The sequence below is a fragment of the Leucothrix pacifica genome (assembly GCF_003172875.1).
GTDB classification, from domain to species: Bacteria; Pseudomonadota; Gammaproteobacteria; order Thiotrichales; family Thiotrichaceae; genus Leucothrix; species Leucothrix pacifica.
On the sequence record NZ_QGKM01000030.1, the window covers coordinates 1 to 26165 of the forward strand.

At 46.1% G+C, this 26165-nt stretch carries 23 protein-coding genes; 19 read left to right on the forward strand and 4 right to left on the reverse strand.

Features of this window, described 5'->3' with window-relative positions; translation table 11 throughout:
• A partial coding sequence (locus DKW60_RS11590; RefSeq protein ID WP_109837893.1) for a GcvT family protein occupies nucleotides 1-2006 on the reverse strand: 2006 nt, incomplete at its 3' end.
• A gap of 76 nt (nucleotides 2007-2082) precedes the next feature.
• The gene (locus DKW60_RS11595) at nucleotides 2083-3096 is read right to left on the reverse strand and encodes a trimethylamine methyltransferase family protein (protein ID WP_109837821.1); all 1014 of its coding nucleotides are present in this window, start codon (nucleotides 3094-3096) and stop codon (nucleotides 2083-2085) included.
• Nucleotides 3097-3109: 13 nt separating this feature from the next.
• Between DKW60_RS11595 and DKW60_RS11600 the strand changes: the two genes are divergently transcribed.
• Together DKW60_RS11600 and DKW60_RS11605 are read left to right on the forward strand one after the other, a co-directional pair.
• Nucleotides 3110-4174, forward strand: coding sequence for an IS701 family transposase (locus DKW60_RS11600; protein WP_109837822.1), 1065 nt, complete (start codon nucleotides 3110-3112; stop codon nucleotides 4172-4174).
• Between the two features lie 51 nt (nucleotides 4175-4225).
• Complete coding sequence (locus DKW60_RS11605; RefSeq protein WP_109837823.1) at nucleotides 4226-4975, forward strand: DMT family transporter; 750 nt, start codon at nucleotides 4226-4228, stop codon at nucleotides 4973-4975.
• A gap of 132 nt (nucleotides 4976-5107) precedes the next feature.
• On the opposite strand, the gene efpL is transcribed toward DKW60_RS11605, so the two are convergent.
• Together efpL and DKW60_RS11615 are read right to left on the reverse strand one after the other, a co-directional pair.
• Nucleotides 5108-5683 carry an elongation factor P-like protein EfpL gene (gene efpL, locus DKW60_RS11610; protein WP_109837824.1) on the reverse strand — a complete coding sequence of 192 codons (576 nt, stop codon included), beginning with the start codon at nucleotides 5681-5683 and terminating at the stop codon, nucleotides 5108-5110.
• A 95-nt stretch (nucleotides 5684-5778) separates the two neighbouring features.
• Nucleotides 5779-6408 (reverse strand): HAD-IA family hydrolase, encoded by a 630-nt coding sequence (locus DKW60_RS11615; protein ID WP_109837825.1) that lies wholly within the window; start codon nucleotides 6406-6408, stop codon nucleotides 5779-5781.
• Nucleotides 6409-6650: 242 nt separating this feature from the next.
• Between DKW60_RS11615 and DKW60_RS11620 the strand changes: the two genes are divergently transcribed.
• From DKW60_RS11620 to DKW60_RS11695, 17 genes are all read left to right on the forward strand, one after another.
• Nucleotides 6651-7511: an alpha/beta hydrolase gene (locus tag DKW60_RS11620; RefSeq protein WP_109837826.1), complete on the forward strand. Its 861-nt coding sequence runs from the start codon at nucleotides 6651-6653 to the stop codon at nucleotides 7509-7511.
• 94 nt (nucleotides 7512-7605) lie between these two features.
• Nucleotides 7606-9567, forward strand: coding sequence for a bifunctional 2',3'-cyclic-nucleotide 2'-phosphodiesterase/3'-nucleotidase (locus DKW60_RS11625; protein WP_245929696.1), 1962 nt, complete (start codon nucleotides 7606-7608; stop codon nucleotides 9565-9567).
• Nucleotides 9568-9845: 278 nt separating this feature from the next.
• Entirely contained in the window at nucleotides 9846-10364 is a 519-nt protein-coding gene (locus DKW60_RS11630) for a GNAT family N-acetyltransferase (protein WP_181389674.1), read from the forward strand.
• A gap of 122 nt (nucleotides 10365-10486) precedes the next feature.
• Nucleotides 10487-12103 (forward strand): glycerol-3-phosphate dehydrogenase/oxidase, encoded by a 1617-nt coding sequence (locus DKW60_RS11635; protein ID WP_109837828.1) that lies wholly within the window; start codon nucleotides 10487-10489, stop codon nucleotides 12101-12103.
• Between the two features lie 160 nt (nucleotides 12104-12263).
• Nucleotides 12264-12815 carry a VF530 family protein gene (locus DKW60_RS11640; protein WP_109837829.1) on the forward strand — a complete coding sequence of 184 codons (552 nt, stop codon included), beginning with the start codon at nucleotides 12264-12266 and terminating at the stop codon, nucleotides 12813-12815.
• Between the two features lie 86 nt (nucleotides 12816-12901).
• Nucleotides 12902-13363: an excisionase family DNA-binding protein gene (locus tag DKW60_RS11645; RefSeq protein WP_109837830.1), complete on the forward strand. Its 462-nt coding sequence runs from the start codon at nucleotides 12902-12904 to the stop codon at nucleotides 13361-13363.
• Nucleotides 13364-13366: 3 nt separating this feature from the next.
• Nucleotides 13367-13933 carry a PIN domain-containing protein gene (locus tag DKW60_RS11650; protein WP_109837831.1) on the forward strand — a complete coding sequence of 189 codons (567 nt, stop codon included), beginning with the start codon at nucleotides 13367-13369 and terminating at the stop codon, nucleotides 13931-13933.
• A 316-nt stretch (nucleotides 13934-14249) separates the two neighbouring features.
• Nucleotides 14250-15104, forward strand: a complete 855-nt coding sequence (locus DKW60_RS11655) for a pirin family protein (protein ID WP_109837832.1) — start codon at nucleotides 14250-14252, stop codon at nucleotides 15102-15104.
• Between the two features lie 9 nt (nucleotides 15105-15113).
• Nucleotides 15114-15914: a xanthine dehydrogenase accessory protein XdhC gene (gene xdhC / locus DKW60_RS11660; protein WP_109837833.1), complete on the forward strand. Its 801-nt coding sequence runs from the start codon at nucleotides 15114-15116 to the stop codon at nucleotides 15912-15914.
• A 110-nt stretch (nucleotides 15915-16024) separates the two neighbouring features.
• A complete protein-coding gene (locus tag DKW60_RS11665; protein WP_109837834.1) occupies nucleotides 16025-17236 on the forward strand; it encodes a urate hydroxylase PuuD in 1212 nt (403 codons plus the stop codon).
• A gap of 3 nt (nucleotides 17237-17239) precedes the next feature.
• Nucleotides 17240-18568 (forward strand): guanine deaminase, encoded by a 1329-nt coding sequence (gene guaD / locus DKW60_RS11670; protein ID WP_109837835.1) that lies wholly within the window; start codon nucleotides 17240-17242, stop codon nucleotides 18566-18568.
• Nucleotides 18569-18584: 16 nt separating this feature from the next.
• Nucleotides 18585-19454, forward strand: a complete 870-nt coding sequence (locus DKW60_RS11675; RefSeq protein WP_109837836.1) for an NAD(P)-dependent oxidoreductase — start codon at nucleotides 18585-18587, stop codon at nucleotides 19452-19454.
• A gap of 383 nt (nucleotides 19455-19837) precedes the next feature.
• Entirely contained in the window at nucleotides 19838-21208 is a 1371-nt protein-coding gene (locus tag DKW60_RS11680) for an IS5 family transposase (RefSeq protein ID WP_245929693.1), read from the forward strand.
• A gap of 33 nt (nucleotides 21209-21241) precedes the next feature.
• Nucleotides 21242-22111 (forward strand): AraC family transcriptional regulator, encoded by an 870-nt coding sequence (locus DKW60_RS11685; protein WP_109837837.1) that lies wholly within the window; start codon nucleotides 21242-21244, stop codon nucleotides 22109-22111.
• A 126-nt stretch (nucleotides 22112-22237) separates the two neighbouring features.
• Nucleotides 22238-22729 (forward strand): nuclear transport factor 2 family protein, encoded by a 492-nt coding sequence (locus DKW60_RS24020; RefSeq protein WP_219988727.1) that lies wholly within the window; start codon nucleotides 22238-22240, stop codon nucleotides 22727-22729.
• A 51-nt stretch (nucleotides 22730-22780) separates the two neighbouring features.
• The gene (locus tag DKW60_RS24025; RefSeq protein WP_219988728.1) at nucleotides 22781-23125 is read left to right on the forward strand and encodes a nuclear transport factor 2 family protein; all 345 of its coding nucleotides are present in this window, start codon (nucleotides 22781-22783) and stop codon (nucleotides 23123-23125) included.
• Nucleotides 23126-23703: 578 nt separating this feature from the next.
• Entirely contained in the window at nucleotides 23704-26133 is a 2430-nt protein-coding gene (locus DKW60_RS11695) for a hypothetical protein (protein WP_109837838.1), read from the forward strand.
• Nucleotides 26134-26165: the final 32 nt, after the last annotated feature.

A 26165-nucleotide genomic window follows, 5' to 3' on the forward strand; every position in this document is an offset into this window, starting at 1 on the left:
CTAAATTGTCGTGTACAGAGCGCGCGCATTCCAAACGGTTTCATCCCATAAGCTTCACCTGCCTGACTAAGGCTTTTGTATAAACTCACAACCTGACTACTGTTGACGTAAATTTCATAACCTAAGTCACCGGTGTAACTGACTCGCTGGATAATGGCATCACATAAACCGACTTCGCCTTGTTTTACATCCAGAAAACGAAAGGCGTCATTGGATACATCAAGGTTGGTCACTTGAGCCAGCACATCACGCGCTTTTGGTCCGGCGATTTGTAAGCCGATGCGTTGATCTGAGATGTTTTTAATGGTGACACCAGTCTCAGGTAAATGTTTTTCAAACCAACGTAAATGATAGGCCTGCGCCCCATAAGAGGAGGTAAGTTGATAATGGTTTTCGGCTAAGCGGGAAATGGTGAAGTCGCCAATAATACGGCCTTTGGAGCTTAACATGGGGGATAAGGTTAAACGCCCGATAGCTGGAATGCGTCCTGCCATAATGACATCTAACCACTCTGTTGCCTTGTTACCTGTGAGTTCAAATTTCCCAAAATTGTGAACTTCATTGATGCCGACTGCTTCTCGAACTGCCCGGCACTCTTCGCCAACCGCTTCGAAAGCATTGGATCGATTAAAGCTGGGTGTTTCAAATCGTGGTTCACCGGCTTTTGCAAAATAATTGACATGCTCCATGCCAAAGCCTTGGCCAAATACTGCACCTTGTGCATCCCAAATTTCATAAAGGGGAGTCGTGTGCAGTGGCCGACCTGCCGGTAATTCTTCATTGGGATAGGAGACGGAAAAGCGTTTTTGATAATTCTCGATGACCTTGGTACGAGTATACGCACGGGTACTAAAATTACCGAAACGTGCCACATCCATGGCAAACACATCTCTGGAAGGCTCGCCTTCAACCATCCACTCAGCAAGTGTGAGGCCAACACCACCACCCTGACTGAATCCCGCCATTACGGCACAGGCTGACCAGAAATTGCTTAAACCGGGTACAGGGCCAACCAGCGGATTACCATCAGGTGCGAAAGTGAAGGGGCCATTGATAATGGTTTTAAGGCCAGCTTCGGCTAGCACCGGAAAGCGATCATATGCAATCGCGAGTGAGTCACCAATACGGTCTAAATTATTTTCTAGCAGCTCATGACCAAAATCCCATGAAGTTTTTCCGGTGGCCCAGGGGGTGCAGTTTTGTTCATAAAAGCCAATTACCAGACCGCGACCTTCCTGCCGTAAATAGCTTTCGCCAGCTGGATCCATCACATGTGGTAGCTCACAGTGATGGTTATAAACTTCCGGAATGTCATCAGTGACCAAATACTGGTGCTCCATCGGGTGCAGCGGTAGTTCAATCCCGACCATATGCCCGACTTCACGCGCCCATAAGCCAGCTGCATTGACGACATGTTCTGCGACGACTGTTCCCTTGTTGGTAACGACATCCCAGCCACCGTCGCTACGCTGATTAAGTTCGTTAACATGGGTATGCAGATAAATTTCAGCACCTTGTATCTTTGCGGCATTGGCATAGGCATGAGTAGTACCGGAGGGATCTAAGTGGCCGTCCAATGGGTCATAGAGTGCACCAATGACACCGTCGGTATTGGTGATGGGTGAGATTTCACGAATTTCATCAGGGCCGACGATACTAGTATTCAGTCCCATATACTGATGCTTAGCTCGTTCAGCTTTCAGGTAGTCCATGCGCTCTTTGGTGGTCGCCAGAGTGAGCCCTCCGACGTGGTGCAGTCCGCAGGATTGACCGGAAACTTGCTCCAATTCTTTATACAGCTCGATCGTGTAACCTTGCAATGCCGACATATTGGTGTCGCCATTGAGCGTATGGAACCCACCGGCTGCGTGCCATGTGGAGCCGGAGGTTAGCTCTGAGCGTTCAATCAACACTACATCTTTCCAGCCCAGCTTGGTGAGATGATACAACACACTCGCACCGACCACGCCGCCGCCAATAACTGCTACCTGTACATGTGATTTCACGCGCTTCTCCATTCGGTTTGACCCAGAAGTCTAATGTTACTCCTGAAGGTATTGTGAAAACGGCAATTAGTGCCGGTCAAAAATCAGTGGCGACACCACCTTCTTCCTTTCGTTTCGCAACAAAGCTTGCGAGTTCCTCTGTTATTGCCTCATCAAGAGGTGGTTTCTCATACTCCGCCAACACTTGTTTGTACGTTTGATTGGCTTTTTGTAACGCGGTTGGGCTGCCGGCTTCTTGCCAGCTTTCAAAGTTGCGCCAATCTGAAATCAGTGGTGAATAGAATGCATTTTTGTAGCGAGACATGGTGTGTTCAGTACCAAAAAAATGACCGCCCGGCCCAACATCTTTGACCGCATCCAAGGCTAACGAGGCTTCAGTTATGTCGATACCTTCTAAATACGCCGCCATCATTTGCAGTAGGTCAGCATCTAATATGAATTTCTCAAAAGAGGCGCTAAGGCCGCCTTCCATCCAACCCGCACCGTGCATAATAAAATTACTCCCTCCACTGATGGCACCCCACAATGCCATGGTGGATTCATAACCTGACTGGGCATCCATCGAGTTGGCGGCATTCACATTAGACGAGCGAAAAGGTAGTCCATAACGACGTGCTAATTGCCCGCTAATTTGTGCAGCACGAATATATTCCGGAGTACCAAACGCTGGCGCACCGGATTTCATATCCACATTGGAGGTAAAGCCTCCGTACACTGCCGGTGCGCCTGAGCGAACCATCTGCGTAAATGCAATACCTGCTAAAGCCTCAGCATTTTGCTGCGCCAGTGCGCCCGCGATAGTGACGGGTGCCATCGCTCCGGCCAAGGTAAATGGTGTTAGTACCACCGCTTGATTGCGCCGTGACATCTCAATAATCCCTTGCAACATCGGTTCATCGAGGCGTAGTGGCGAGCTACTGTTAATGATGGTAAATAGACTGGGTTCCTGCTCTAGTTGTTCGTGACTGATACCCCTGGCAATGCGTGCCATTTCGATGGCATCTTCATTACGCTGTTTACCTAGTGAGTAAGCATGGAAGGGTTTGTCGGTATGAGTAACTGATGTTACGCAGTAAGTGGTATTTCGTATAAAATATCAACGCATGACTAAACCTGATATTTTTGATTTATACACAGACTACCTAATTACGTCATTCAGCTATACCACGGCCACCGGACTCTCAGAGCTGGTTGATGGTGCAGTGAACCATGACCAGATTACGCGCTTTCTATCTCAGCAAGACTTCACGTCAAAGGAACTCTGGAAAGTCATTAAACGAACCGCTCGTGAGATCGAAGCAGATGATGGCGTACTGATTTTCGATGACACCATACAGGCAAAACCTCACAGTAAAGAAAACGAACTGATCTGTTGGCATTTCGATCACACGGTCAATCGCTCAGTGAAAGGGATTAACCTTCTGAACTGCTTGTATTATGCCAACGAGACAAGCTTGCCTGTGGCCTTTGAGTTGGTTAAAAAGCCTATCCGGTTTTGTGATGTGAAGACTCAACGTGAGAAACGCATGAGCGAGGTGACTAAAAATGAGCAGCTACGAGGGATGCTTAAAGTCTGTTGTCAAAACCAGCTGAAATGGCGCTATGCCTTGGCAGACAGCTGGTTTTCATCCGCTGACAACATGAAGTACATCCATCAAACGCTACAGAAATACTTCATTTTTGCCTTGAAAAGTAATCGCTTGGTCGCCTTAACCTCTGAAGACAAGGCAAAGGGTCGTTTCACCCGGATTGACTCGATTGAATGGCCAGAAGGTCCCGTACAAGGTTGGGTGAAAGGATTAACGTTTCCTGTCTTATTTCACCGACAGATTTTTACAAACAAAGATGGCAGTACGGGCACACTTTATCTGATCAGCAATGAGTTAAGCGCCACTAAAACAACCCTTGAAACGATCTACCAAAAACGGTGGAAAGTGGAAGTCTTTCACAAGAGCATTAAGTCCAACACGGGTATGGCAAAGTCTCCTGCCAAGACAGTCAGAACCCAGAGTAATCACATTTTTATGTCGCTGTATGCGACGGCCAGATTAGAAGGACTCAGCATGAAACAAGGACTGAATAAGTTCGCCATGAAAACACGACTTTATACAAAAGCGCTGCAGCAAGCCTTTAAAGAATTAAAGGCCTTAAGAGTTTCTACTGCGTAACATCAGTTATTGATAAAGCTGGCATCATATCAACTAGCACTGGGGCAAATCATGATGGCGCTCGGTGTTGGGTGCTCTCTCGTTTATCTGTTGATGTTGAAACAAGCAGGTCAGAAAGTGGTGGTTCGCAGCTTCTTTCTGCGATCAGTCCTGATACGTAATGCCGGTGAGATTATTGCTGCATGCAGCATGTTTGTCGCATTAGCCTTGTCGTCGTTTTCTACCGTCACAGCCATAATTCAAACATTACCCTTATTGCTCACGCTGTCAGCCGTGTTGTTTCTGGGAGAGCAGGTAGGTATTCATCGCATCGTTGCATTGGTCATTGGTTTCATCGGTGTGCTTATCGTGATTCGACCCGGAATGAGTGGTTTTGACCAGTATTCATTAATGGCGCTGCTTGCTGTGGTTGGTATGGCCATGCGTGATATTGGTGCCAGACTCACCGATTCATCCGTCTCTAGTTTGTTATTGTCATTCTTTTCCGCAATCACTTTAGCAGTGACCGGAGCAATCATGTGGCTGGTGACAGGAGGTGGCCAGATTCCTGATTTTACGACTGCATTGTATTTAATCGGTTTGGTTATCGCAGCCGCGTCGGGGTTAATGATGGTGACGCAATCTGTGCGAATCGCTGAAATATCAGTCGTTGCACCGTTTCGCTATGTGCGAATTATCTACGGTATTGGGCTAGGAATAGTAGTGCTGGGTGAGGTGGTTGATCGCTATACGATAATCGGGTCGCTGATCACTGTTTCTGCGGGATTGTATATTTGGATGCGGGAGAATAAGCGCGCTTAGTTGTGGATAATGACATAGAGCAGGCCTCTGGTGTTACTGTCGCTGAGCTTCTTATTGTCTAACTCTAGGAACGATAAGAAAGCGCAGCCTGTGTGAGTAAAGTAAACCGGAGACCGTATTAAAACTGAGGGGTTACTTAGAATCAGCCTTACCCAAAAACTTCTTCTCTTCCACATGGATACGAATCGTATCGCCAGTAGACACATGCTCAGGAACAGACACCGTCAGCCCCGTCGTCAAAATAGCTGGCTTAGTGCGTGACGTTGCAGAACCACCCTTAATCGATGGATCCGTCTCAACAATTTCCAACTCAACATTGGTCGGTAAATCCAGCGCAACCGGCATGTCATCAACAATAATCACCTGAATACCTTCAGTACTTTCAGTGATAAACAGCAGATCATCTTCAATCGTTGATTTTGCCAGATTATAAGGCGTGTAATCTTCGGTGTTCATAAACACATACTCATCGCCGTCGATGTACGAAAACATCACCGGTACACGCGTCAGGTCAGCCAATTCCAACATATCAGAGTCTTTAAACGTCTCGTCGATTTTGCTGTTAGTCACCACGTCGTACATGCGCATGCGGTAGAGGCTTCCACCAGAGCGGCCCTGAGGTACGGAGCGTTCGATATCTCTGACGATGTAAGTTTGGCCGTTGTAGTTCAGCGCGGTATTTTTCTTGATTTCACTAGCCTTTGGCATGTCTTGATCCTGAAATGTATTGCTTATTAGTGTCGCTATTGTAGCCGATGCGAGATAGCTGGGATAGCTGGATTTATTTGCCTAAATAGCCCTGTTCAGGCCGTCAAAATATCGGATAACTCAGACATGTGCAGGATGGATTGATAGCCCGCCTTGGACTCCCGCTGCATTTTTTTAGGGGTGTAATGAAACACTTGAATACCGGCTGCCAACGCCGCTTCAACGCCAGTAGGACTGTCCTCAATGATGGCGCATTGCTCGGGTTTGAAGCCCATTTTATCCGCCGCATGCAGAAATAAATCCGGCTTTGGTTTCCATGCAGCAATGTCATAAGCACTAAAAACATTTCCATCAAAATGCTCAGTCAGCGAGACGACTTCTAAGGCATGCGCCAGCTTACGCTGAGGGGCGTTTGAGGCAACACACTTACGTTGTGCTAAGGATGGTAATAACTCTGGAATACCCGGAATCGGCTTAAGCCCACGCTCGAATAAGCCACGAATGTGCTCCCGAAATGTGTCTTCAAAATCCTCTGGTAAGCTGAGTTTGTAACGTGCTTCGATGTCGCTCACCACTGCTGCGAGCTGCATACCTTCATAACGTTTAATCAGTGACGCTTGAGACTCCGTTATTTCAGGAAGCAGTTCGGCATAAGCCTGAAAGTTTAATATTTCGCTGTCTACCAGCGTTCCGTCAAGATCGAAAATGACGCATTCCCATCGCATAGTGTGTTCCTGAGTGTGTTATCCGGCTTTTTAAAACATAGCCACATGGTATTTACAAATTATTGTAACTCTAAGCGTCTAGCATACTATGATCATATTAAGGATGTGTGTTGATTACAGGTCATTGCACTTACGGTTTAATAAGACAGCCTTATCCGCTTGTCTCTGAACGCGTCAGTGTTACACTGATTCATAGAAAAAAAGCCTGTTTCTCGACTCGTTGTAAAATAAATGGAAGAATTATGAGCAGAAAAAATATTCGTTTGCTTCTCGCCTTTACCCTCACTCTACTCGGTGGCAGTGTGCTTACCGGTTGTTCAATTAACCCTGCTGAACAAATCAATAACTCGCTGACAGAAAATCATTACACTGTGCGTAGCCTGAGTTATGGGAAATTACCGCGTCAACAAATGGATATTTATCGTCCACGGATTGATCAGGGTAAACCGCCAGTGGTGTTTGTTTACGGTGGTGCGTGGCGTTCGGGCACCAAAACAGATTTTAAATTCATAGGTCATGCACTGACGCAACTCGGTCATGCGGTGATTATTCCGGATTATCAGTTGTACCCACAGGTGAAATTCCCGGTGTTTATTGAAGATGTGGCCAAAGCGATCAAGGAGACCGAACTGCGCTCAGATACTTTGCTGGGACGCCCCTTGGATGAGTTTGTACTGATGGGGCATTCTGCCGGTGCGCATTCCGCTGCGATGCTATTTACCGACCGTAGTTATCTCAATAAGCAACGCGTCAAGGGACGCCCGGTGGGATTTATTGGTTTGGCAGGTCCCTACGACCTAACGTTGGAATACCCCGAAATCGTTGGTGTATTTGATGGCGCAGGCAAGCGTTCACAACCCATAGATTATATTACCCCGGGCTTACCGCCTGTGTTACTGTTGCAGGGAGCTGATGATAAGCGTGTGTTACCTTATCATTCGCGGACATTCTCAGAGGCGTTAGCACTAAGTGGTGCGGATGTTCGTACTCGTTTTTACCCCAAAACGAATCACATCATGATCATAGGATCAATTGCTCAACCGCTGCGACATATCAACAAAGTGTATGACGATATCGCAGAGTTTTTGGCAAACCTACCTTAATCAATGGTCTTGGTGTATGTCATAGTGCTGTCATAGGGAGCGATTAAAATCGCGCGACAAAGAATAATCTACTAGGAAGGAACTTGCTGTGAAAATGATGAAACCGTTAAGTAAAGCAATTGCTTTATCACTTTTGCTGGCTTCAGGCGCTAGCTTTGCGGATAGTACAGCTGGCAATGCTCAGCTCAAATTGCGTTTGATGGAAACAACAGACATCCACATGAATCTGTTGAATTACAATTACTTCAAAGGTAAGACGGACGAGAAGATTGGTTTGTCAAAGGCAGCGACTCTGATTAAAGCAGCGCGCGCAGAAGTGGACAACAGTCTGTTGATTGATAATGGCGATCTGCTACAAGGTAGCCCGATGGGGGACTACATGGCACGCGCTGGCATCGAAGCTGGCAAAATTCATCCCGCTTATAAAATGATGAATACGCTGGACTATGTGGTTGGTAATATTGGTAATCACGAATTCAACTTTGGTTTGGACTTCCTGCATCAATCACTAAAGGGCGCTAACTTCCCTTATGTGAGCGCCAATGTGTTTATTGATGATGGCGATAATGATCCAACTAACGATAAACCTGCTTACCAGCCTTATATTATTGTTGATAAGAACCTGAAAGATGCGGATGGTAAAGAGCATGCCATTAAGGTGGGTTTTATCGGTTTTGTACCGCCTCAAATCATGAACTGGGACAAGGCTAATCTGACAGGCAAAGTGATCAGTAAAGACATCATTGAGATGGCTAAGTTTTATGTGCCTAAAATGAAGGCAGCGGGCGCTGATCTGGTGGTTGCTATTCCTCACTCCGGACTACAGGTTTCCAGCCCTACAGCGATGCAGGAAAACGCTACTTATCACCTGTCTAAAGTTGAGGGTATCGACGCGATTCTGTTTGGTCACGCACACAACAATTTCCCCGGTGGAAAGGCATACAATGGCTTTGAAGATCAGGGGGTTGATAATGTAAAAGGCAGTATCAACGGGATTCCCGCGGTGATGCCAGGCTTCTGGGCCAACCATATTGGTCTGATTGATTTAGACCTGGCACTCGAAGACGGCGAGTGGTCGGTTAAAGGTTTCAACACTGAGCTGCGTTCAGTAAAAGAGGTCGCAGCCGATGAAGCAGTGGCCGCAACCGTAAAAGAAGAACACGACGCCACCGATAAGTGGGTGAGTGAGCCATTTGCGAAAATCGCAGCACCGGTAAATAGCTTCTTCGCACTGGCGCAGGATGACCCTTCTATCCAGATCGTGAGCGATGCGCAGGTGTGGTATGGGGAGCGTTTGATTCAGGGTACCGAGTACGATGGTCTGGCTGTGTTGTCAGCGGCTGCACCGTTCCGTGCGGGTCGTCAGGGAGCCTCTGATTTTACCAATGTACCTGCTGGTGATATCGCCTATCGCAATGTGGCGGATATGTATATCTACCCGAACACGCTGCAAATCCTCAAGCTAACGGGCGCACAGGTTCGTGAGTGGTTGGAAATGTCTGCCGGACAGTTTAATCAGATTGATGCGGACAGCACCGAAACTCAGCAGCTGATTAATACAGACTTCCCGAGCTATAACTTTGATGTTATTGATGGTGTGACGTACAAGATCGATGTAACGGAGCCTGCGAAGTACAACAAAGGTGGCTCGGTCGCCAATGCAGACGCTAACCGCATTGTTGATTTGCAGTACAAGGGTGAAGCGATTGATGACGCCAAAGACTTCCTTGTGGTATCAAACAATTATCGCGCCTCAGGTGGCGGTAACTTCCCGGATGTGAATGGCGATAACGTGGCGATTAAAGCGCCAAATGAAAACCGTCAGGTGGTTGCGGATTATATTGCTGAACAGGCTAAAGCTAACAAGGATGGTTTCGATCCTTCGGCTGATGGCAACTGGAGCTTCAAGCCAATCAATGACAAAGTGATCGTAACATTACGTTCATCAGCCTCTGAAGATGCGGCCGAGTTTGCCAAGACATTGACGCAGCTGAGAAACACTGGTGAGAAAGACGCGGACGGATTCGCCATTTTCCAGATTGATTTATCGAAGTAATTTATATCGGTAAATCGTACTGACAGCCCAGAAAGCTTTCTGACTGATTAGTGAACAGAGCCGGCACGCTTTCATCGAATGTGATGGGGACTGTGTCGGCTCTTTTGTATTGTGAATAAGATAAGAACAAGTAACTGAAGCCTTATAATCTGCGGGTCAGTTTAATCAGTTTGTACTCTCGTGAATGACATAATGAATCTGGAAACGGGGATTAGTTTTTTATAACCGAGGCATCAAGATAGTGCGAAACTCATGGGAAAATCAAAAAGGAAAATAATGTGACCGCGGTAATTACCACAGAACGCTTGATATTACGCGCAGCTGAATCTGCGGACATAACTGTGCTGTATGAGAATGTGTTCTCTGACCCTGAGGTAATGGCGCAGGCATTTTATGGCAAAACCTTCGACCTTGATGAGGCATCAGATTTCTTTGAAAGCAACTTTGATTTTAGTGGGACGGGTAAAAAGTTGGGTGTACTGACTTTGAAGGAGTCGGGAGAGATTATCGGATTCTCCGGTTTGTTGCCGTGTAACGTCTTAGATGAGCAGGACTATGAAATTGGCTTTGTATTGGGACGTAGCCATTGGCGAAAAGGCTACGCCACTGAAATAGGGCAAGCACAGATAAAATTCGGTTTTGAAGTATTGGGTCGCCGTCGATTATTAGGCGTAGTGTTGCCTGATAATACAGGCTCCAAGGCGGCCCTGATCAAATCAGGAATGCAATATCACGCTACGGTGGACACTGAAACGCGTGGTACGCGTGAGGTTTATAGTCTGAACAATACAAACTAATCCGCTGCGAAAAAATTGCGTTAAGTTCATTCTACGAATAAAACGAAAATAATATTGAATAAGCGAAATAAAACGAAGATAATTGACTGCATTATGAAACACATTATTTTCCGGAAAGCCTTATGCACTTAAGAAACAGTAATATCGAACGCCTTAGAAACGATGATCGTGTGTTTGATGTATTGGTTTTAGGGGGTGGTATAAATGGTGCGGTATCAGCGGCATCGCTATCAGCCAAAGGGGCACAGGTTGCTTTGATTGATCGTGGTGACTTTGCCGGACTGACCAGCTCCAACTCTTCAAACCTTGCTTGGGGTGGGATCAAATACCTGGAGTCGCACGAATATTTGTTGGTGAATAAGCTGTGCAAAAGCCGAAATCACCTGATGCGCAGTTATCCTTCCACTGTTAAAGAGATTCGCTTTTTAACGACTATTGCCGATGGTTTTCGTTTTCCGTCGTGGTTTGTGTATTTGGGAACAATTTTTTACTGGATGATTGGTCGGTTTTTTACCAAGCGTCCTGACTACATGAGTGTGGATGAGATTCAAAAACGCGAGCCTGCGATTAATACCGATAATGCGGTAGGTGGTTTTGAGTACTCAGATGCTTACCTCTACGATAATGATGCCCGCTTTGTGTTTAACTTCATACGCTCCGCCATGAACTACGGCTGCGTGGCGACCAATTATGTGGAGTCCACCGGCTCGGAGCGGGTTAATGGCGTGTGGGTGACCACCGCTCGCGACACCATTAGCGGTGAGACCTTCACCATAAAATCCAAAGCCTTGATCAATGCCTGCGGCCCTTATGTGGATAAGCAAAACGAGCTAGTTGAACAAAAAACCGAGCACCGTCACCTGTTCTCTAAAGGTATCCACTTAATCATCGATCAGGTCACTGAAGAGAAGCGAATCCTTACCTTTTTCGCCAGTGATGGCCGTCTGTTTTTTGTGATTCCGATGGGTAATAAAACCTGTGTTGGTACCACCGATACACAGGTGGAAAGTCCTGAGGTTACCGTCACAGAGGAGGATCGGGAATTCGTACTAGAGAACATAAACTCCCTGCTCAAACTGGATAAAAAGATTACCAAGGCCGATATCATTTCAGAGCGTTGTGGTGTACGCCCACTTGCACAAAAGGGCGGTGACGGTATTGCTAACTGGGTGCAGCTGTCGCGTAAACATGCGGTGGATGTGAACCGAGAAGATCAGCACATCAGTATCTTCGGCGGTAAAACAACTGACTGTATAAACGTCGGTGACGAGATTGCGGACTTGGTACGTGACATGGGCATTGATCTGCCATTCAATAATTTCAAATGGTACGGTGAAGATGACGATACTGTGCGTGATGAATTCTATCATCAGGCGAAATTGATGAATCTGGATGACTATACCGTGGAGGGTTCTTCTGAGCCGCTGACGCAGCGTTTATGGCGCCGTTATGGTGGTCGCTCTTTGGAGCTACTGGAAGATATTCGACGCGATCCGCGCCAAGCCGAGCGCTTGATGAAAAATGCAGAATACCTGCGCTGCGAGATTGAGTATACCGCGCAGTATGAAATGATTACTAAGCTCGAGGATTTCTTACGACGCCGTTCTAAGATTTCTCAGGTGGTCAGGCATGAAGATATTATCGATGCGCCGGGCTTGAAAGAGGCGTGTAAGATCTTCTTTGGGGATGAGGCTGAGGCTAAGTTGCAGGAGTATATTGAGGGGGTAGGCGGTCAGTGATACAACCAAAACGCTTCACCTGAAAATCCACAAACACCCCCCGCCGGGCTTGTTAGTAGCTATCGTTGTCAGAATAATGATAAATACATCTCGGCGCTACTTTGTATGCACTCGCAAAGGTATACTGGCCACATTATTTCCCCCGCCTCCGGATGCCGATATGACTGACAAGATCGATTACAACAACCCGCTGCAAGGTGTCGGTTTAAAACAAATGCTGACCGAAATCGTCGATCATTATGGCTTTCCAATTTTATTTGCTTATCTAAACATCAACTGTTTTAAAAATAATCCAAGCATTGCTGCCAGTGTGAAGTTTTTGAAAAAGACCGAATGGGCGCGTCATAAGGTTGAAGTGTTTTATCTGTACCAATATAAAAATTTGCCAAAAGTATCTTCTGAGCAATTTGCTTTGCCGCCCAGAGAGCGCATTGTGCCAGCGCACCAAAAGCCTCGGGAGCCTGCGGTATTGAGTCTGGAAGATGCTGAAATCCAAAATGAAAAGCGGGCTAAAAAAGTCGCACTGAGAGATCAGAACACGGGGGCGCGTCGAGGTTCGAGTAAGGCGTACAACGAGAGGCGAAATGCGGGATTTGGGAAGTCGCGCAGTAGTGATCCATGGAAGAGTGATAAGAAATCTTCTTCCAGTACTTCAAATGGCCCCGGTAGTGCTGCAGATCCTTGGGGGAATTGGAAAGGTGGCGGCGACTGAGTCAGCGATTATCCTGTAGTTCAATCTACTTCTTTCGTTTATTTCGTTTAGTGGTATATTAAACGATAAGACTGAGGAGTTAGAACATGCCCAATTCACAAAAATTATTCCCTCTGCCACCATCAGAGGAAGACATTGCTCAAGCTAAAGAGTCCAGTCGGATACTTGCTAAGTATGCCGATATGGATCGTGTACGCATGACTCTCAAAGGAAATGAAGGTCAGGGTGATGACCTGATTTTGCCCGGCCCTGTAGTTCAGTTATTGTTAAATGTGTTATCCGAAGTTTCACAGGGTAATGCAGTTAATATCATGCCAATACATGCGGAGCTAAGCACACAAGAAGCCGCGAATATCTTAAATGTAAGTCGCCCGCATCTAGTTAAATTACTTGAGCAAGGTGAAATTGATTTTCACAAAGTTGGGACACATCGAAAAGTGTTGGCCAAAAATATTATTGAATATAAGGAAAGAATCACCAAACAACGGCATGAGGTATTAGATGAGTTGGTTTCCGTTTCTCAGGAAATGGGGATGGGGTACGACTAACAGATGGCAAAATTCTCCGTAGTCCTGGACGCCTGTGTTTTGTATCCCGCACCGTTGCGTGATTTACTGATGCATCTTGCGGTAACTGACTTGTTTAAAGCCCATTGGACGGATCAGATACATGAAGAATGGATAAACGCTTTACTACGTAGAGACGGCTTCGAGCGTGTAAAGCTGGAAAGAGTAAAGGCGTTAATGAATAAGCATGCCACGGATGCACTTGTTACCGGATATGAACCGTTGATTGATTCACTGGAATTACCCGACAAGGACGACAGGCATGTGCTAGCCGCAGCAATACGCTGTAATGCAGATGCTATTGTGACTAAAAATTTGAAAGACTTTCCATCAGACATTTTGAAGCCTTTTTCGATAGAGGCGATTCATCCTGATGACTTTCTTTATTATCAGCTCGAGCTCTCTGCACCGTTATTTTGTTCAGCATTGAAAAGGATGCGTCAAAGTTTGAAAAATCCTGAGAAGACTGCCGAGGAGCTTCTGTTAATTCTTAGAAAGCAGGAACTGCCTCAGACTTGCTTAGCGTTGGAAAAATACTCGGAATTTATTTAACTTGGTATCAAATAATCACAGTGAGTTTGGTTTTTACTGGGTTATTTCGTAACCCGACTTATAAAATTCCAGAGTTAAAGGGTATTTACATCCTCGGTAAGTTTGTCAAAAACAGGTTTTTATTGAATCTGTCCGATGATGATCAGTTAATACACCGTGAAAGTCATAATGCCCTAGTTGTGCAGGTGACTTGGTAAATGTTGAAAGTTGTAATATTTGTTCTCCATAAAAGAACAATAATTTCTCAATACCAAACTTTATCCCGCTACCAGCAACAGACATACTTAACCCATCACTCATTTGAAAGGAAATGGTTATGAGTTCCCAAACACAACAACTAGTCAAAGCAGTATCCACATCCGATGGTGCGGGCGTCAGCCTGAAACGTTCTATCGGTACAGCCGCTATTCGTCATCACGACCCGTTTTTAATGCTGGATCATTTCAGTAGCGATGACCCTGATGACTATATCGCAGGCTTTCCACCGCACCCACACCGCGGATTTATCACTTTCACCTATATGATTGAGGGCGATATGGCGCACGAAGACAGCATGGGCAATAAGGGCAACCTTGGCCCCGGTGGTGCGCAATGGATGAAGGCGGCCAGTGGTGTTATTCATTCTGAAATGCCAAAGCAGGAAGATGGCGTGATGCATGGCTTTCAGCTTTGGATTAACCTGCCTGCGGCCAATAAAATGGATGTACCGGAGTATCAGGAATATACCGCTGATGCGTTCCCGATTGTTAACACTGAGGCTGCTGATGTGAAAGTGGTCATTGGTGAGTTCAATGGCGTAGTTTCACCCATTCAGGATGAGACGACCGAAGTCAATTATCTGGATGTAACGTTGAGGGCAGATCAGTCGTTTCAATACGATTTACCAGAATCGAATAACAGTTTTCTGTATGTGTTTGATGGTGAGGTGTTAGTGAATGGCCAGTCTGTGACAGAGGATGAGTTGCTGACCTTGCCTAAAGATGTTGATGTTTCAGCGAGTACACAAGGTGCGCGTTTCATCGTTGTCAGCGGTCAGCCAATCAATGAACCCATTGTTCAGGGTGGGCCTTTTGTGATGAATACCCGTGAAGAGATTGAGCAGGCGGTGCGTGATTATCATGCCAATACGCTGGTACGAGATCGGGCTTCGGTGAATCTTGAGAGAGCGTAACGGTAGTTAATGGCCCACTGGATTCAAACATTCCGAGCCGGTTCTGACTGTGAGGCAGCGGTGCTGGTCACGATTGAGCAAATACGTGGCTCAACGCCGCGTGAGATCGGCACAGCCATGCTCGTCACATCGGATCATTTCTATGGAACGATTGGCGGTGGTAACCTTGAGTATCAAGCGCTGAAACTGGCACGGCAGCAACTCGCTGAGAATACGCCGGATAAAACGCATCGGTTCCCGCTGGCTGCCAGTTTAGGTCAATGTTGCGGTGGTTGGGTGAGTTTGTCCTTCAACACTGTCGCACCAGATCAGGCATGGTGTGAAGCGTATTTGCAACAACAAGAAGCGCAGACCAACAGATTACCCGTGCTTTTATTTGGCGCGGGTCATGTGGGGTCTGCCTTGGTAGCAGTGTTGCAAAACTTGCCGTTTGATGTCACGTGGGTGGATGAGCGTGAGTCATTATTCCCTGACAGTACTTTGCCTGATGTGAAAGTTATTTGTCATGATGATCCGGTTGCCGAGGTCATGGATGCACCCGCAAACAGTCGATGCCTGATCATGACGCACAGCCATACGTTGGACTTTGAGCTGGTTGATGCGGCTCTAAAACGTGGCTTTCCTTACATCGGCCTTATCGGCTCACAAACCAAACGCAAGTCTTTTCGCAAGCGACTTAAACAACGCGGCATGTCAGAGAGCATGCTGGGTAATCTGATTTGTCCTATCGGCATTGAGGGAATTCAGGATAAAGCGCCGGCGGTCATTGCTGTTTCTGTGGCGGCACAACTTCTCACCCTGGCACCATAGGCCACTTTTTTACTCTGGTTTGCTGTCGCTGACGATAAGCGCCAACTGGAGCAAGACAAACGCCCCTAAATCTAATACATTGTGAGCATTCACCCAAGCTAGGAATCACTATGGAAGCGTATTTACTCGATTGGGCCAATCTATTGATGCGTTGGCTGCATGTAATTGTGGGCATTGCATGGATTGGTGCTTCATTTTATTTTGTCATGCTCGATAACTCTATTCGCCCATCAAAAAAGGATGAAGATAAAAAGCGCGGTGTACATGGTGAGTTGTGGGCAGTGCATGGTGGTGGTTTTTATCACAGTCAAAAGTTCCTGACAGGCCCTAAGGATGAACCCCTCAGCAAAAATCTTCACTGGTCGTATTGGGAGGCCTATAGCACGTGGCTGTCTGGTATGGGGATGATGCTCATCATCTACTGGATCGGTGCAAAATCATACCTGATTGATAATAGCGTGATGGAGTTAACCAGCACGCAGGCTATCTCTATCAGTATTGGTTTTATCGCACTGTCATGGATTGTCTATGATCAGCTTTGCCGCTATCTAGAGGGTAGGGATAAGTTATTAGCCGGACTGGTATTTGTGCTGATTATTGCGATCGATTACGCCTTGTTCCAAATCTTTAGCGCCCGTGCCGCCTACCTGCATGTTGGTGCCATTATGGGAACGATGATGGTCGCGAATGTCGCGATGCGGATTATACCCGGACAACGCCGCATGGTGGCTCAGATTCGCGCCGGTGAGCCGGTGGATGGTCGCCCCGGTATCATTGGTAAACAACGTTCGGTGCATAACACGTATTTCACGCTGCCAGTGCTTTTCATTATGATCAGTACGCATTACCCCATGACGTTTAGTCACGAGAAAGGCTGGCTGGTGTTAGCGGTGATTATGTTAGCCGGTGTATTTATTCGTCAATTCTTTGTGTTAAAGCATCAAGGCAAAAAGGTGTGGTTGTACCCTGTGTTTGGTGTAGCGTTATTGGTGGCCTTAATTATAGCGATGGCGCCGAATACCTATAAGTCGCCAATGCCGGAAAAGGTTGATCCAAATGCACCGGTCATTTCTGCCGTGAGTGATGCTGACGTGTTGGCAATCGTTCAAACCCGATGTGCGATGTGTCATGCTGCAAATCCAAATTACCCGGGCTTTTATGCACCACCCAAAGGCATCATTCTGGAAACGCCGGAGCAGTTAGAACAACACGCTGCATTGGTTGCCAGCACAATTGCCAGTAAGTACATGCCACTGGCTAACTTGAGTAAAATGACCGATGAAGAACGCGCTAAGATCGCCTTTTGGGCAGCGGAGCAATAAGCGATGTCTGCGTCAGTGTTAAGGGCTTATCGCGCGTCGATCTTACATTTCACAGCTAACCCTGCTCAGCAAGGTGATGATGCTCAGTATTATGAGTATTTCGGGGACGGCCTACTGGTAATCAAAAGTGGTCACATCCGTGATTGCGGTGACGCTAAGGAGTTATTGGCTAGCTACCAGGCGGCAGGTTTGTCACTTGATGTCACTGATTATTCCGGCAAATTAATCATGCCCGGCTTTATCGATACACATACGCATTATCCGCAAACGGATGTCATCGGCAGCTACGGCACGCAATTGCTGGACTGGTTAAACACCTACACCTTTCCAATGGAAGCACGCTTTGCTGATCTTGATTTGGCGAATGACGTAGCAAACTTCTTCTGTGATGAACTACTGCGCAATGGCACGACCACTGCGATGGTGTTTGCCACGGTGCATGAAAACTCCATCGATGCGATCTTTAATGCCGCCAATAGCAGAGACATGCGCTTAATTGCCGGTAAAGTGATGATGGATCGTAATGCGCCGGAGAATCTCTGCGATACTGCGCAAATTAGCTATCAGCAAAGCCGCGATTTAATCCAAAAATGGCATGGTAAAGATCGTCTAAGTTACGCGATAACACCTCGATTTGCGCCCACATCCACCGAAAAGCAACTGGAATTAGCTGGCCAACTTTTTGCGGAGTTTGATGATGTCTACCTGCAATCTCATGTTGCAGAAAACACGGATGAGGTGGCTTGGGTTAAAGAATTGTTCCCATGGAGTCGCAGTTATCTTGATGTCTATGATCATTACGGTTTGCTGGGAAAGCGGGCGATGTACGCGCACTGTATTTACCTTGACGAACAGGATCGCCAGCGCATGGCAGATACCCAAACTGCTATGGCATTTTGCCCGACGTCGAACTTGTTTTTGGGCAGCGGACTGTTTGATATGAACACCGCTCAAGTCATGGGTATTCCGGTGGGTATGGCGACGGATGTTGGTGGTGGGACGAGCTTTAGCATGTTGCAAACTCTAAACGAAGCCTACAAAGTGCTGCAAATGAATGAGCAGAGTTTATCGCCGTTTCAGGCGTTTTATCAGGCAACTTTAGGAAGTGCACAATCACTTCAACTGGAGCATAAGATTGGTAATTTTGAAGTCGGTAAGGAAGCTGACTTCATCGTGCTTGATTTGACAGCGACACCGCTAATGGAGCGACGCATGGCTCATACTCATAATCTCAAAGAGCAGTTATTCGCCTTGATGATCTTAGGGTCAGACCGCAATATCCAGGCGACTTATACCATGGGTGAGAGTCGCTACCAAAAGCACGCAGCATAAACACAGGAGCTAAAGCATGATTATCGCACTACTCGGAACTGGTTTGATGGGCGCGCCAATGACGCGATGTTTGCAGGCGGCTGGCCATGACATGCATGTGTGGAATCGCAGCATCGAGAAGGCTGAAGCACTTGCTGATGTGGCCACTGTTCATGTTACGGCTGAGGATGCAGTGAAACACGCTGAAGTTGTTATTAGCATGCTGGCCGATGGTGAAATTACCCGACTGGTGCTGGATAAAAATAATGTCATTAATGCTGCACCGGACAGTGCAATCATCATCAATATGGGGTCTGTCGAACCGGCTTGTGATATTGAGTTAGCGAGTCTGGCGGCCAGTTTGAATAAACGCTATCTGGATGCGCCTGTGTCCGGAGGTGTGAAAGGTGCAGCCGATGCTACCTTGACGATTTTTGTAGGTGGTGAGGCCGAGGTAATGGAAGCGGCTCGCCCTGCATTGGAAGCAATGGGACGGCCTAACTTGATTGGCCCGACTGGCTCCGGGCAGACTGCAAAACTAGCGAACCAGTTGATTGTGGCAATCACCATCGGTGCGGTATCAGAAGCGTTTAAACTGGCCGAAGGAGCGGGTTGTGATCTTGCCGTGTTGCAACAAGCCCTGCAGGGTGGGTTTGCAGATAGCACGATTTTAAAGCAGCATGGATTGCGCATGGTGAATCGGGATTTTGAACCGGGTGGCCGCAGTCAGTCGCAGTTAAAAGATATTCGCAATGCCATGGATTTAGCGGAGCAATCACAGCTGGATTTACCATTATCCCAAACTGTCGAGGCAGGCTTTAAAAGTTTGGTGGATGATTACGACGGTGCTGAGCTGGATCATTCTGCGTATTACTTGTGGCTGGAAAAACAAGCATCTGCCAAGTAGTTTATAATTAAGCGTCTGTTTTATCAGTGTTTATAATATTTTTTAATTTATCTGAAAATATTTGAGCTGTTTTTGACCTCGTTTGCGCCTATGTGTTTAAGCGGGGATACCATTTCATGGCGTGCTAATCACTTAGTGCCTTGTTTTGGTATAAAGCCAAAAGCAGATCGATCCACTTATAACGGACGGCTGACACAGAAAACACTAATGCCTTCTCGCGTTTGCGGAGGGCATTTTATTTTTTAGGCTTGCTGAGACTTAAGTAGTCGACCCTGAATAATATTTAACCTATTGATATTATTTGATAAAATAGCCATTCAACGCAGCCAATCTCTCACTATTTGCTGCGCTCAGCCTAATAAGTTGCAGAATGAGTGTGTTTTATGAAGCCTAAACCCACTGTCAATGATCCTCAGGACGATCTCTTTAAGACCCGGCTCAGTGATTTGATCAACCCAAATCATGCGCTGTGTCGTCTGGCTCATCAAATAGATTGGGCACTGTTGGAGAGGCATATTGCTCCCCACTTTAGTAACTCCGGTGCCGCCGCTTTACCGGTGCGATTGGTGGCCGGTCTGTTGTATCTGGAGCATGCGTTTAAGGTCTCCGATGAGCGTGTGGTTGAACAATGGTTAGAGTCACCTTACTGGCAGTATTTCTGCGGCGAAACGTTTTTCCAGCATGAGTTCCCTTGTAACCCCAGTTCCCTAACCCGTTGGCGACAACGCTTGGGCGAAGAAGGCTGTGAGTGGTTATTAACGGCCACCATTGATGCGGGCCTCAAGAGCAAACTGGTTAAACCCTCTAGCCTAAAACGGGTAGTGATCGACACCACCGTTCAGGAGAAAAACATCCGCTTCCCAACCGATAGTCAGCTACAAAATCAGTCACGCAAGCAGTTAGTGACATTGGCCCATGAACTCGGCATATCCTTACGTCAAACCTATCAGAAACAGGCCCGCTTTTTGTTGCCAAAGATTGGGCGTTACGCGCATGTCAGGCAGTTTAAACGGATGCGAAAGGTACTGAAAAAGATCAAAAATGCGCTGGGTTGTGTCTACCGTGATTTACTACGGAAAATAACGCCTGATATACACCTCAGTAAGGCGCAGGTGAAAGTGCTGTTCTATGCAGAACGGTTGTTGAACCAACAAAAACATAGCAAGCACAAGCTTCACAGCCTGCACGCACCGGAAACGGAATGTTTGAGCAAAGGTAAGACCCATAAGCGTTATGAATTTGGTGTAAAAGCCAGCTTCGCGACCACACTTAGGGAATGTTTTGTGGTCGGTGCCCGTAGTTTTGCCGGTAACCCATACGATGGGCACACCTTAAGCGAGCAACTGGAGCAGGTTAAGACACTGTGCAATGACAAGCCCATTGATGAGGCCTATGTCGATAGGGGGTATCGAGGCAGTGGCTATGAGGGAGATGCCACGATTATTATCGCCGGACAAAAACGCGGAATCAGTCAATTGCAACAACGGCGACTGAATCGGCGAAACAGCATTGAGCCCATCATTGGCCATATGAAACAAGATGGGAAGCTGGGTCGTTGCTATCTGAAAGGCCAAACAGGTGATGCGATCAATGTCATTCTATGTGGTGCCGGGCAGAACATCCGCAAGCTACTCAAGTGGCTTTGTTTTGCTTGGTATTTGCTAAGCACTCGACAACGACAATGGCTTTTCTCGTCAGGAGTAAAGCTACAATCAGATACTGATGCCCGTCACTCAGAGAGTTTGGCTGCTTAAAGTCTATTAATCAGGGACGACTAAGTAGAACCCATGATGATCCCTGACATCGCTTTCACTCCCGGAAACGGTCGCAGCATTGAAATTATCGACCTGCAGTCATTGCAACAGCGAAAATCCGGACTCAACCACAACCCTGAAGCATCACACCGAGTCGAATTCTATCTCCTGATACAGATAGAACTAGGGCAGGGCGAACATTTCATCGATTTCAAAAAATACCGCTTCGGACCAGATAGCTTGATTTTCGTCAACAAACATCAGGTACATGCCCTCGATTTTAGTCAGCCACTACAAGGTAGACTGATGATGTTTACTGATGATTTCATTGAGCAAGTACAGACCAATACACGCACCCCACTATTCTCTCCGTTTTACCTCACCTCACAGTGGCAGCCTGTATTCACACCTGCATCAGACTTGCAAGAACGCTGTAAAACACTGCTTAATGAAGCGGCCTTGGAGTTAGCTGATCCGCAGTGTCAGGAGGTAGTGATCATGTTGTTATTCTCTGCCTTACTGATGATTGTTATGCGCGAAAAAACGGGTGTGGCGGATGTGAAAAACCAGAAACAATTAGCGACTTTCAATCGTTTTGCCGAGTTATTGGAGGCACGTTTTACTCAGACCCGCGATGCGAATAATTACGCGGATTGGTTAAATATCACCTACAAAACCCTGAACCAATTATGCAAACAAGTCAGCCAGCAAACCGCTAAACAGGTCATCGACAATTACACCATTTTAGAAGCTAAGCGCCGCCTGACGCTCCACGACCAACCCGGTCAGCAACTAGCCTACGAACTAGGCTTTGATGAACCCACCAATTTTGTAAAATATTTCAAAAAACATACCCAGCTCACTCCATCGCAGTTTAAACAGCAAAATAAAGTCCTCTCCTGAAGTAACAACCACCGTATTCAGCAAAAGGTTCGATATTTACCATTTTCCGGTTTACATCTACCTGCCTCGTCCGCCTCGCTTCTCTTAAAGTTCAGTTACCGAATCAAACAGAGAGCAAACCTCATTATGAAACGTTTATTAAGCACATTGATTAGCAGCACCCTGTTAGGCGGGGCGATTCTGACCACGCCACTTACCAGCTATGCCGACAGCACGACAACGACTCAGGAGCAAACCAAAATGGCAGTGACGAATAAAGACAAAGCAGTCGCTTTACTACACAGCATCGAGACAGGCGATCAAACTCCGGTTAGTTATGTCAATGCGGAAAAATACACGCAACACAACCTCTTAATCGCCGATGGCTTAGCCGGTTTTGGTACTGCCTTGCAGGCACTGGATGGCAAAGGTAAAGCCAAGGTCGTGCGCGCTTTTAGCGACGGCGATTATGTTTTTACCCATACTGATTATGACTTCTTCGGCCCGAAAGTCGGTTTTGACATCTTCCGCTTTGAGGACGGCAAGATTGTTGAACATTGGGATAATTTACAAGAAACCGCCAGCACTACCGCTTCCGGCAGAACTCAGATTGATGGCCCGACTGACGTGGTTGATTAGGATAAAACAGCTGCGAATAAAGCACTGATCAAAGGCTTTGTGGATGATGTATTGCTGGGCAAAAATCCCGGTAAAATTACCGATTACGTCTCTACAGAAACCTATCATCAACATAACCCGGTGGTAGCTGATGGATTGGATGCATTAGGTGGCGCGATGAAAGCAATGGCAGATGCCGGTACACCGATGACATACACTAAAAATCATGTCATTTTGGGTGAAGGCAACTTTGTACTGACTGTCTCTGAGGGGCAGTTCCTCGGTAAGCACACGTCGTTTTATGATTTGTTTCGAATTGCAGACGGCAAGATTGTTGAGCATTGGGATACGCTTGAAACGATTCCACCTGAAAGTGAGTGGAAGCATGATAATGGTAAATTTGGTTGTTTGAAGTAAGCTGTGCGAAATGCAAGACCGCATCCGGTCGGAGATCGGCAGGATGCTCACGGTTTATTTAGGAAAGCATATCTACCTATAGAGGCGCATCAATTACTGTGCATTATGCTGACGACACGCACACTTGCTGTAGAACCTCTCCAAGTATCAACTCCATATCTGCATGACCGTCCATGGGGACATACAACCTAAGTATCTTCAAGTCTAAGGTCCCTTAAAGTAAAAAAGTGCTACACTTTGTGTACCTATTTAAAAGGTTTTTCCTATGCAAGCCGTTGATGTATTCACAGTCAGAGATTTGCGCAACTGTGTCGCTCATTAGGCAATGGTTTACTGGCAGTCAAACAGTCCCAGTATATTGAAATTGTCAGACTCATCTCAAATGAGAGAAAATTTCTACTTGCTTCAGCTCATTGAAGCTTGTACCGTAATATGCGACTAAGTTGCAGTCGGCTACAGGATCTTCGTGTCCTACCTTATACCGCTCCCCTCTAATGCACGGGAGGTTTCAACTGCAAACCGTATTAATACGGTTCATTATTTTGTGAAACCTAAACCCTATTTATTTTGGAGTATCCATGTGCAACAAAGATCCGTTACTTGACGTAGCGAACCACGATGAAAAATCCGATCCTAAAGAACAATTCTTGCAAGCGCTTGAAGAGTATGGGGTTAAAATTAATGATGAAATTCAACTAGCTGCTGAACATCTATTTAGTGGATGGTTGCAGCAAAAAAGAGATCAGGATTTTTTGGATTCTGGTTTTGATTTTAGCTATAACAGTATATTTAATCTGTTTGATTATCGTAAAAGCTCTCCAAGTATAGGCTTTTCGCCATTTGAAATTTCGGCCAATATAGCAAAAAAATACTTTCCGACATCGCCCTATGATCTCTTCGAAACGGGATTGGGAAAAGCCTTGGGGCTTGAGCAGCACTTCAATTTTTTCGTTCTTGCTGTATATGGAGAAAATTTTTTCTTCTCACAAGCACTTTTCGATGAAAAAGCATTAACGTCATTGGAGCCATCCGAAAGGCGAAGAATTCTTTGGAGGTTTTTTGGTCTACTGCTCAATAAAGACTGTGCTTTCCATATGCCTTTCGTTATTGGCTTTGATTCTGGTATTGAGCTCAAAAGCCTTACTTCAGCAGCTTTATTAAACCTACTTCCCGGGCCTCCAACTGAAAACACACATGGCCTTTTACAAGGTATTGAGTTTCTTAAAGCATGGATTAGATATGATGCTGAGGCAAACCGATTAACATCTCATCGTTTGGAGTTGTTGGGTGAAATTCAATTTTTATGGAAGAAGCTAGGAGAGGAGCTGACGAATGCTGAACAAGATTTATCGCCGGAAGTGCTCAAGACGGCTCAAAGGTGGCTTGATGAAACCAAACGAGAATTATTTTTCTTGCTCTATCTATATACCAACTTGGCAGAGCTTTCAGGCGAAAAGACTAAATTTTGGGCTAATGAGTTAGACCAATTTTATTGGGAGTATTGTGAGAAAAATGACGACAATACTGATAGCTTATCTGAAAATGAGAAAACAGCTCGCAGAAACGATGTTCTCGAGCAGTTTTGCGTACAACTAACACTACAACAAGTAGAAACTTGGGCTAAGTATGCTGCTTATGAGTCTGCTGTTAGCTTTCTAAAGCATGATGCATATTTTGATCCGAGTACCCTTTTATTTTATTTTGGTGAAAGGTGGTGGGATACAAATCACTTCAGCATCTGGAAGAAAGGTTTCGAGGAAGGGCTTTCTAGCCTAAATAGCGAAGAAAGATTTTACACCCTATCTAATTACTTGAAGCTTCTGAAACAAGTATCTTATTCAAAACAGAGCAACTCATGTCTTAATGGTATAGATGAAGCACTTGTTTGTCTGGGCCAAAGATTTACTGAAAGAGATAAAGATTGGCAGGAAAGTTATTGGAATTGGTGTTATAGCCTTCTAATTGATTTGCATAAAGATAGTAATTTTCCGGAGAAACTAATGCCGGAATGGACGCTATTGGCCAACGGGCGATTAAGTGGTGAATTACGCCTTCCAGCCATAGAAAAAAGTATTGAAGTTATCTTTAGGGAGTTCACTGGGGATTTAGAATTTTCGCGGGCCTCTCAGCTTAAAGAACTATTAGAGCTGATAGAGTATTCAGAACCCACAAAAAACCTCCGGTATACAGATAAAGGCATTGGACTTCTGCGGGGCAAGCTTTCCAAACTACCGGTAAGTGAAGAGTCGGTAGAAAGAGATGGTCATGAGTTACTGTCAGACTTATTGCAAAAGCTAGATGCTGTGGAGCCTGTTAAAGCCCTTCGTCACCGCCTAATATTGTTACGCTCATCCCAAGCACCATTTTCTGATAAATCAGTTTACCGAGGCGATGAATCAGGTATTAGTACACTGCACGTAAACTGGAATTCACCTTTCGCAGCACTTGCCCATCACTTTGCCGAAGACTGGCTCAGGCACAGCCAATTTGATGACCCTGAAAAACGTGAAAAATGGCTTAGCCGGTATCAATATAAACGCTCTGAAGATCAACTTCTTAGCTATGGCGAAGTGGAAGAATGGAAACGTTTAATGGCTTTCTCCCAGGAGTTGACCGAATTCTGCTTAAACCGTCTTCGTCTTCGAAAAGGAGAGAGGACAAGTGAGGGTAAATATACTGAAGAACAAGTAATCGAAAGATCATCAATCTGGCGTAAGGGTTATTTAAGGGCTTTAACAGAACTAGGGTTCGACCTAGGTGGAAAAGTGCATAAAACGGTAAATTTTACCAAACAGTATGACCCGGATGAATCCGTTCGAACGACTGCCAAGGAATGTTACCGTGCAGTCCGCCGTGACAAAAAAACAAAGCGTTCAATTCAAGGTTTGAAGCGCGGTATTATCGCTGCCGAGTGGTGGTTACTCGTCTGCCAACGCAGAGAACTCGGCTTAGAAATATCAACTGAAGGAGCTCGTAGAACCCGACGCAATTTATTGCGCAACCCATAAAACCGATTCAACTATTCAACTTAACTTATTTG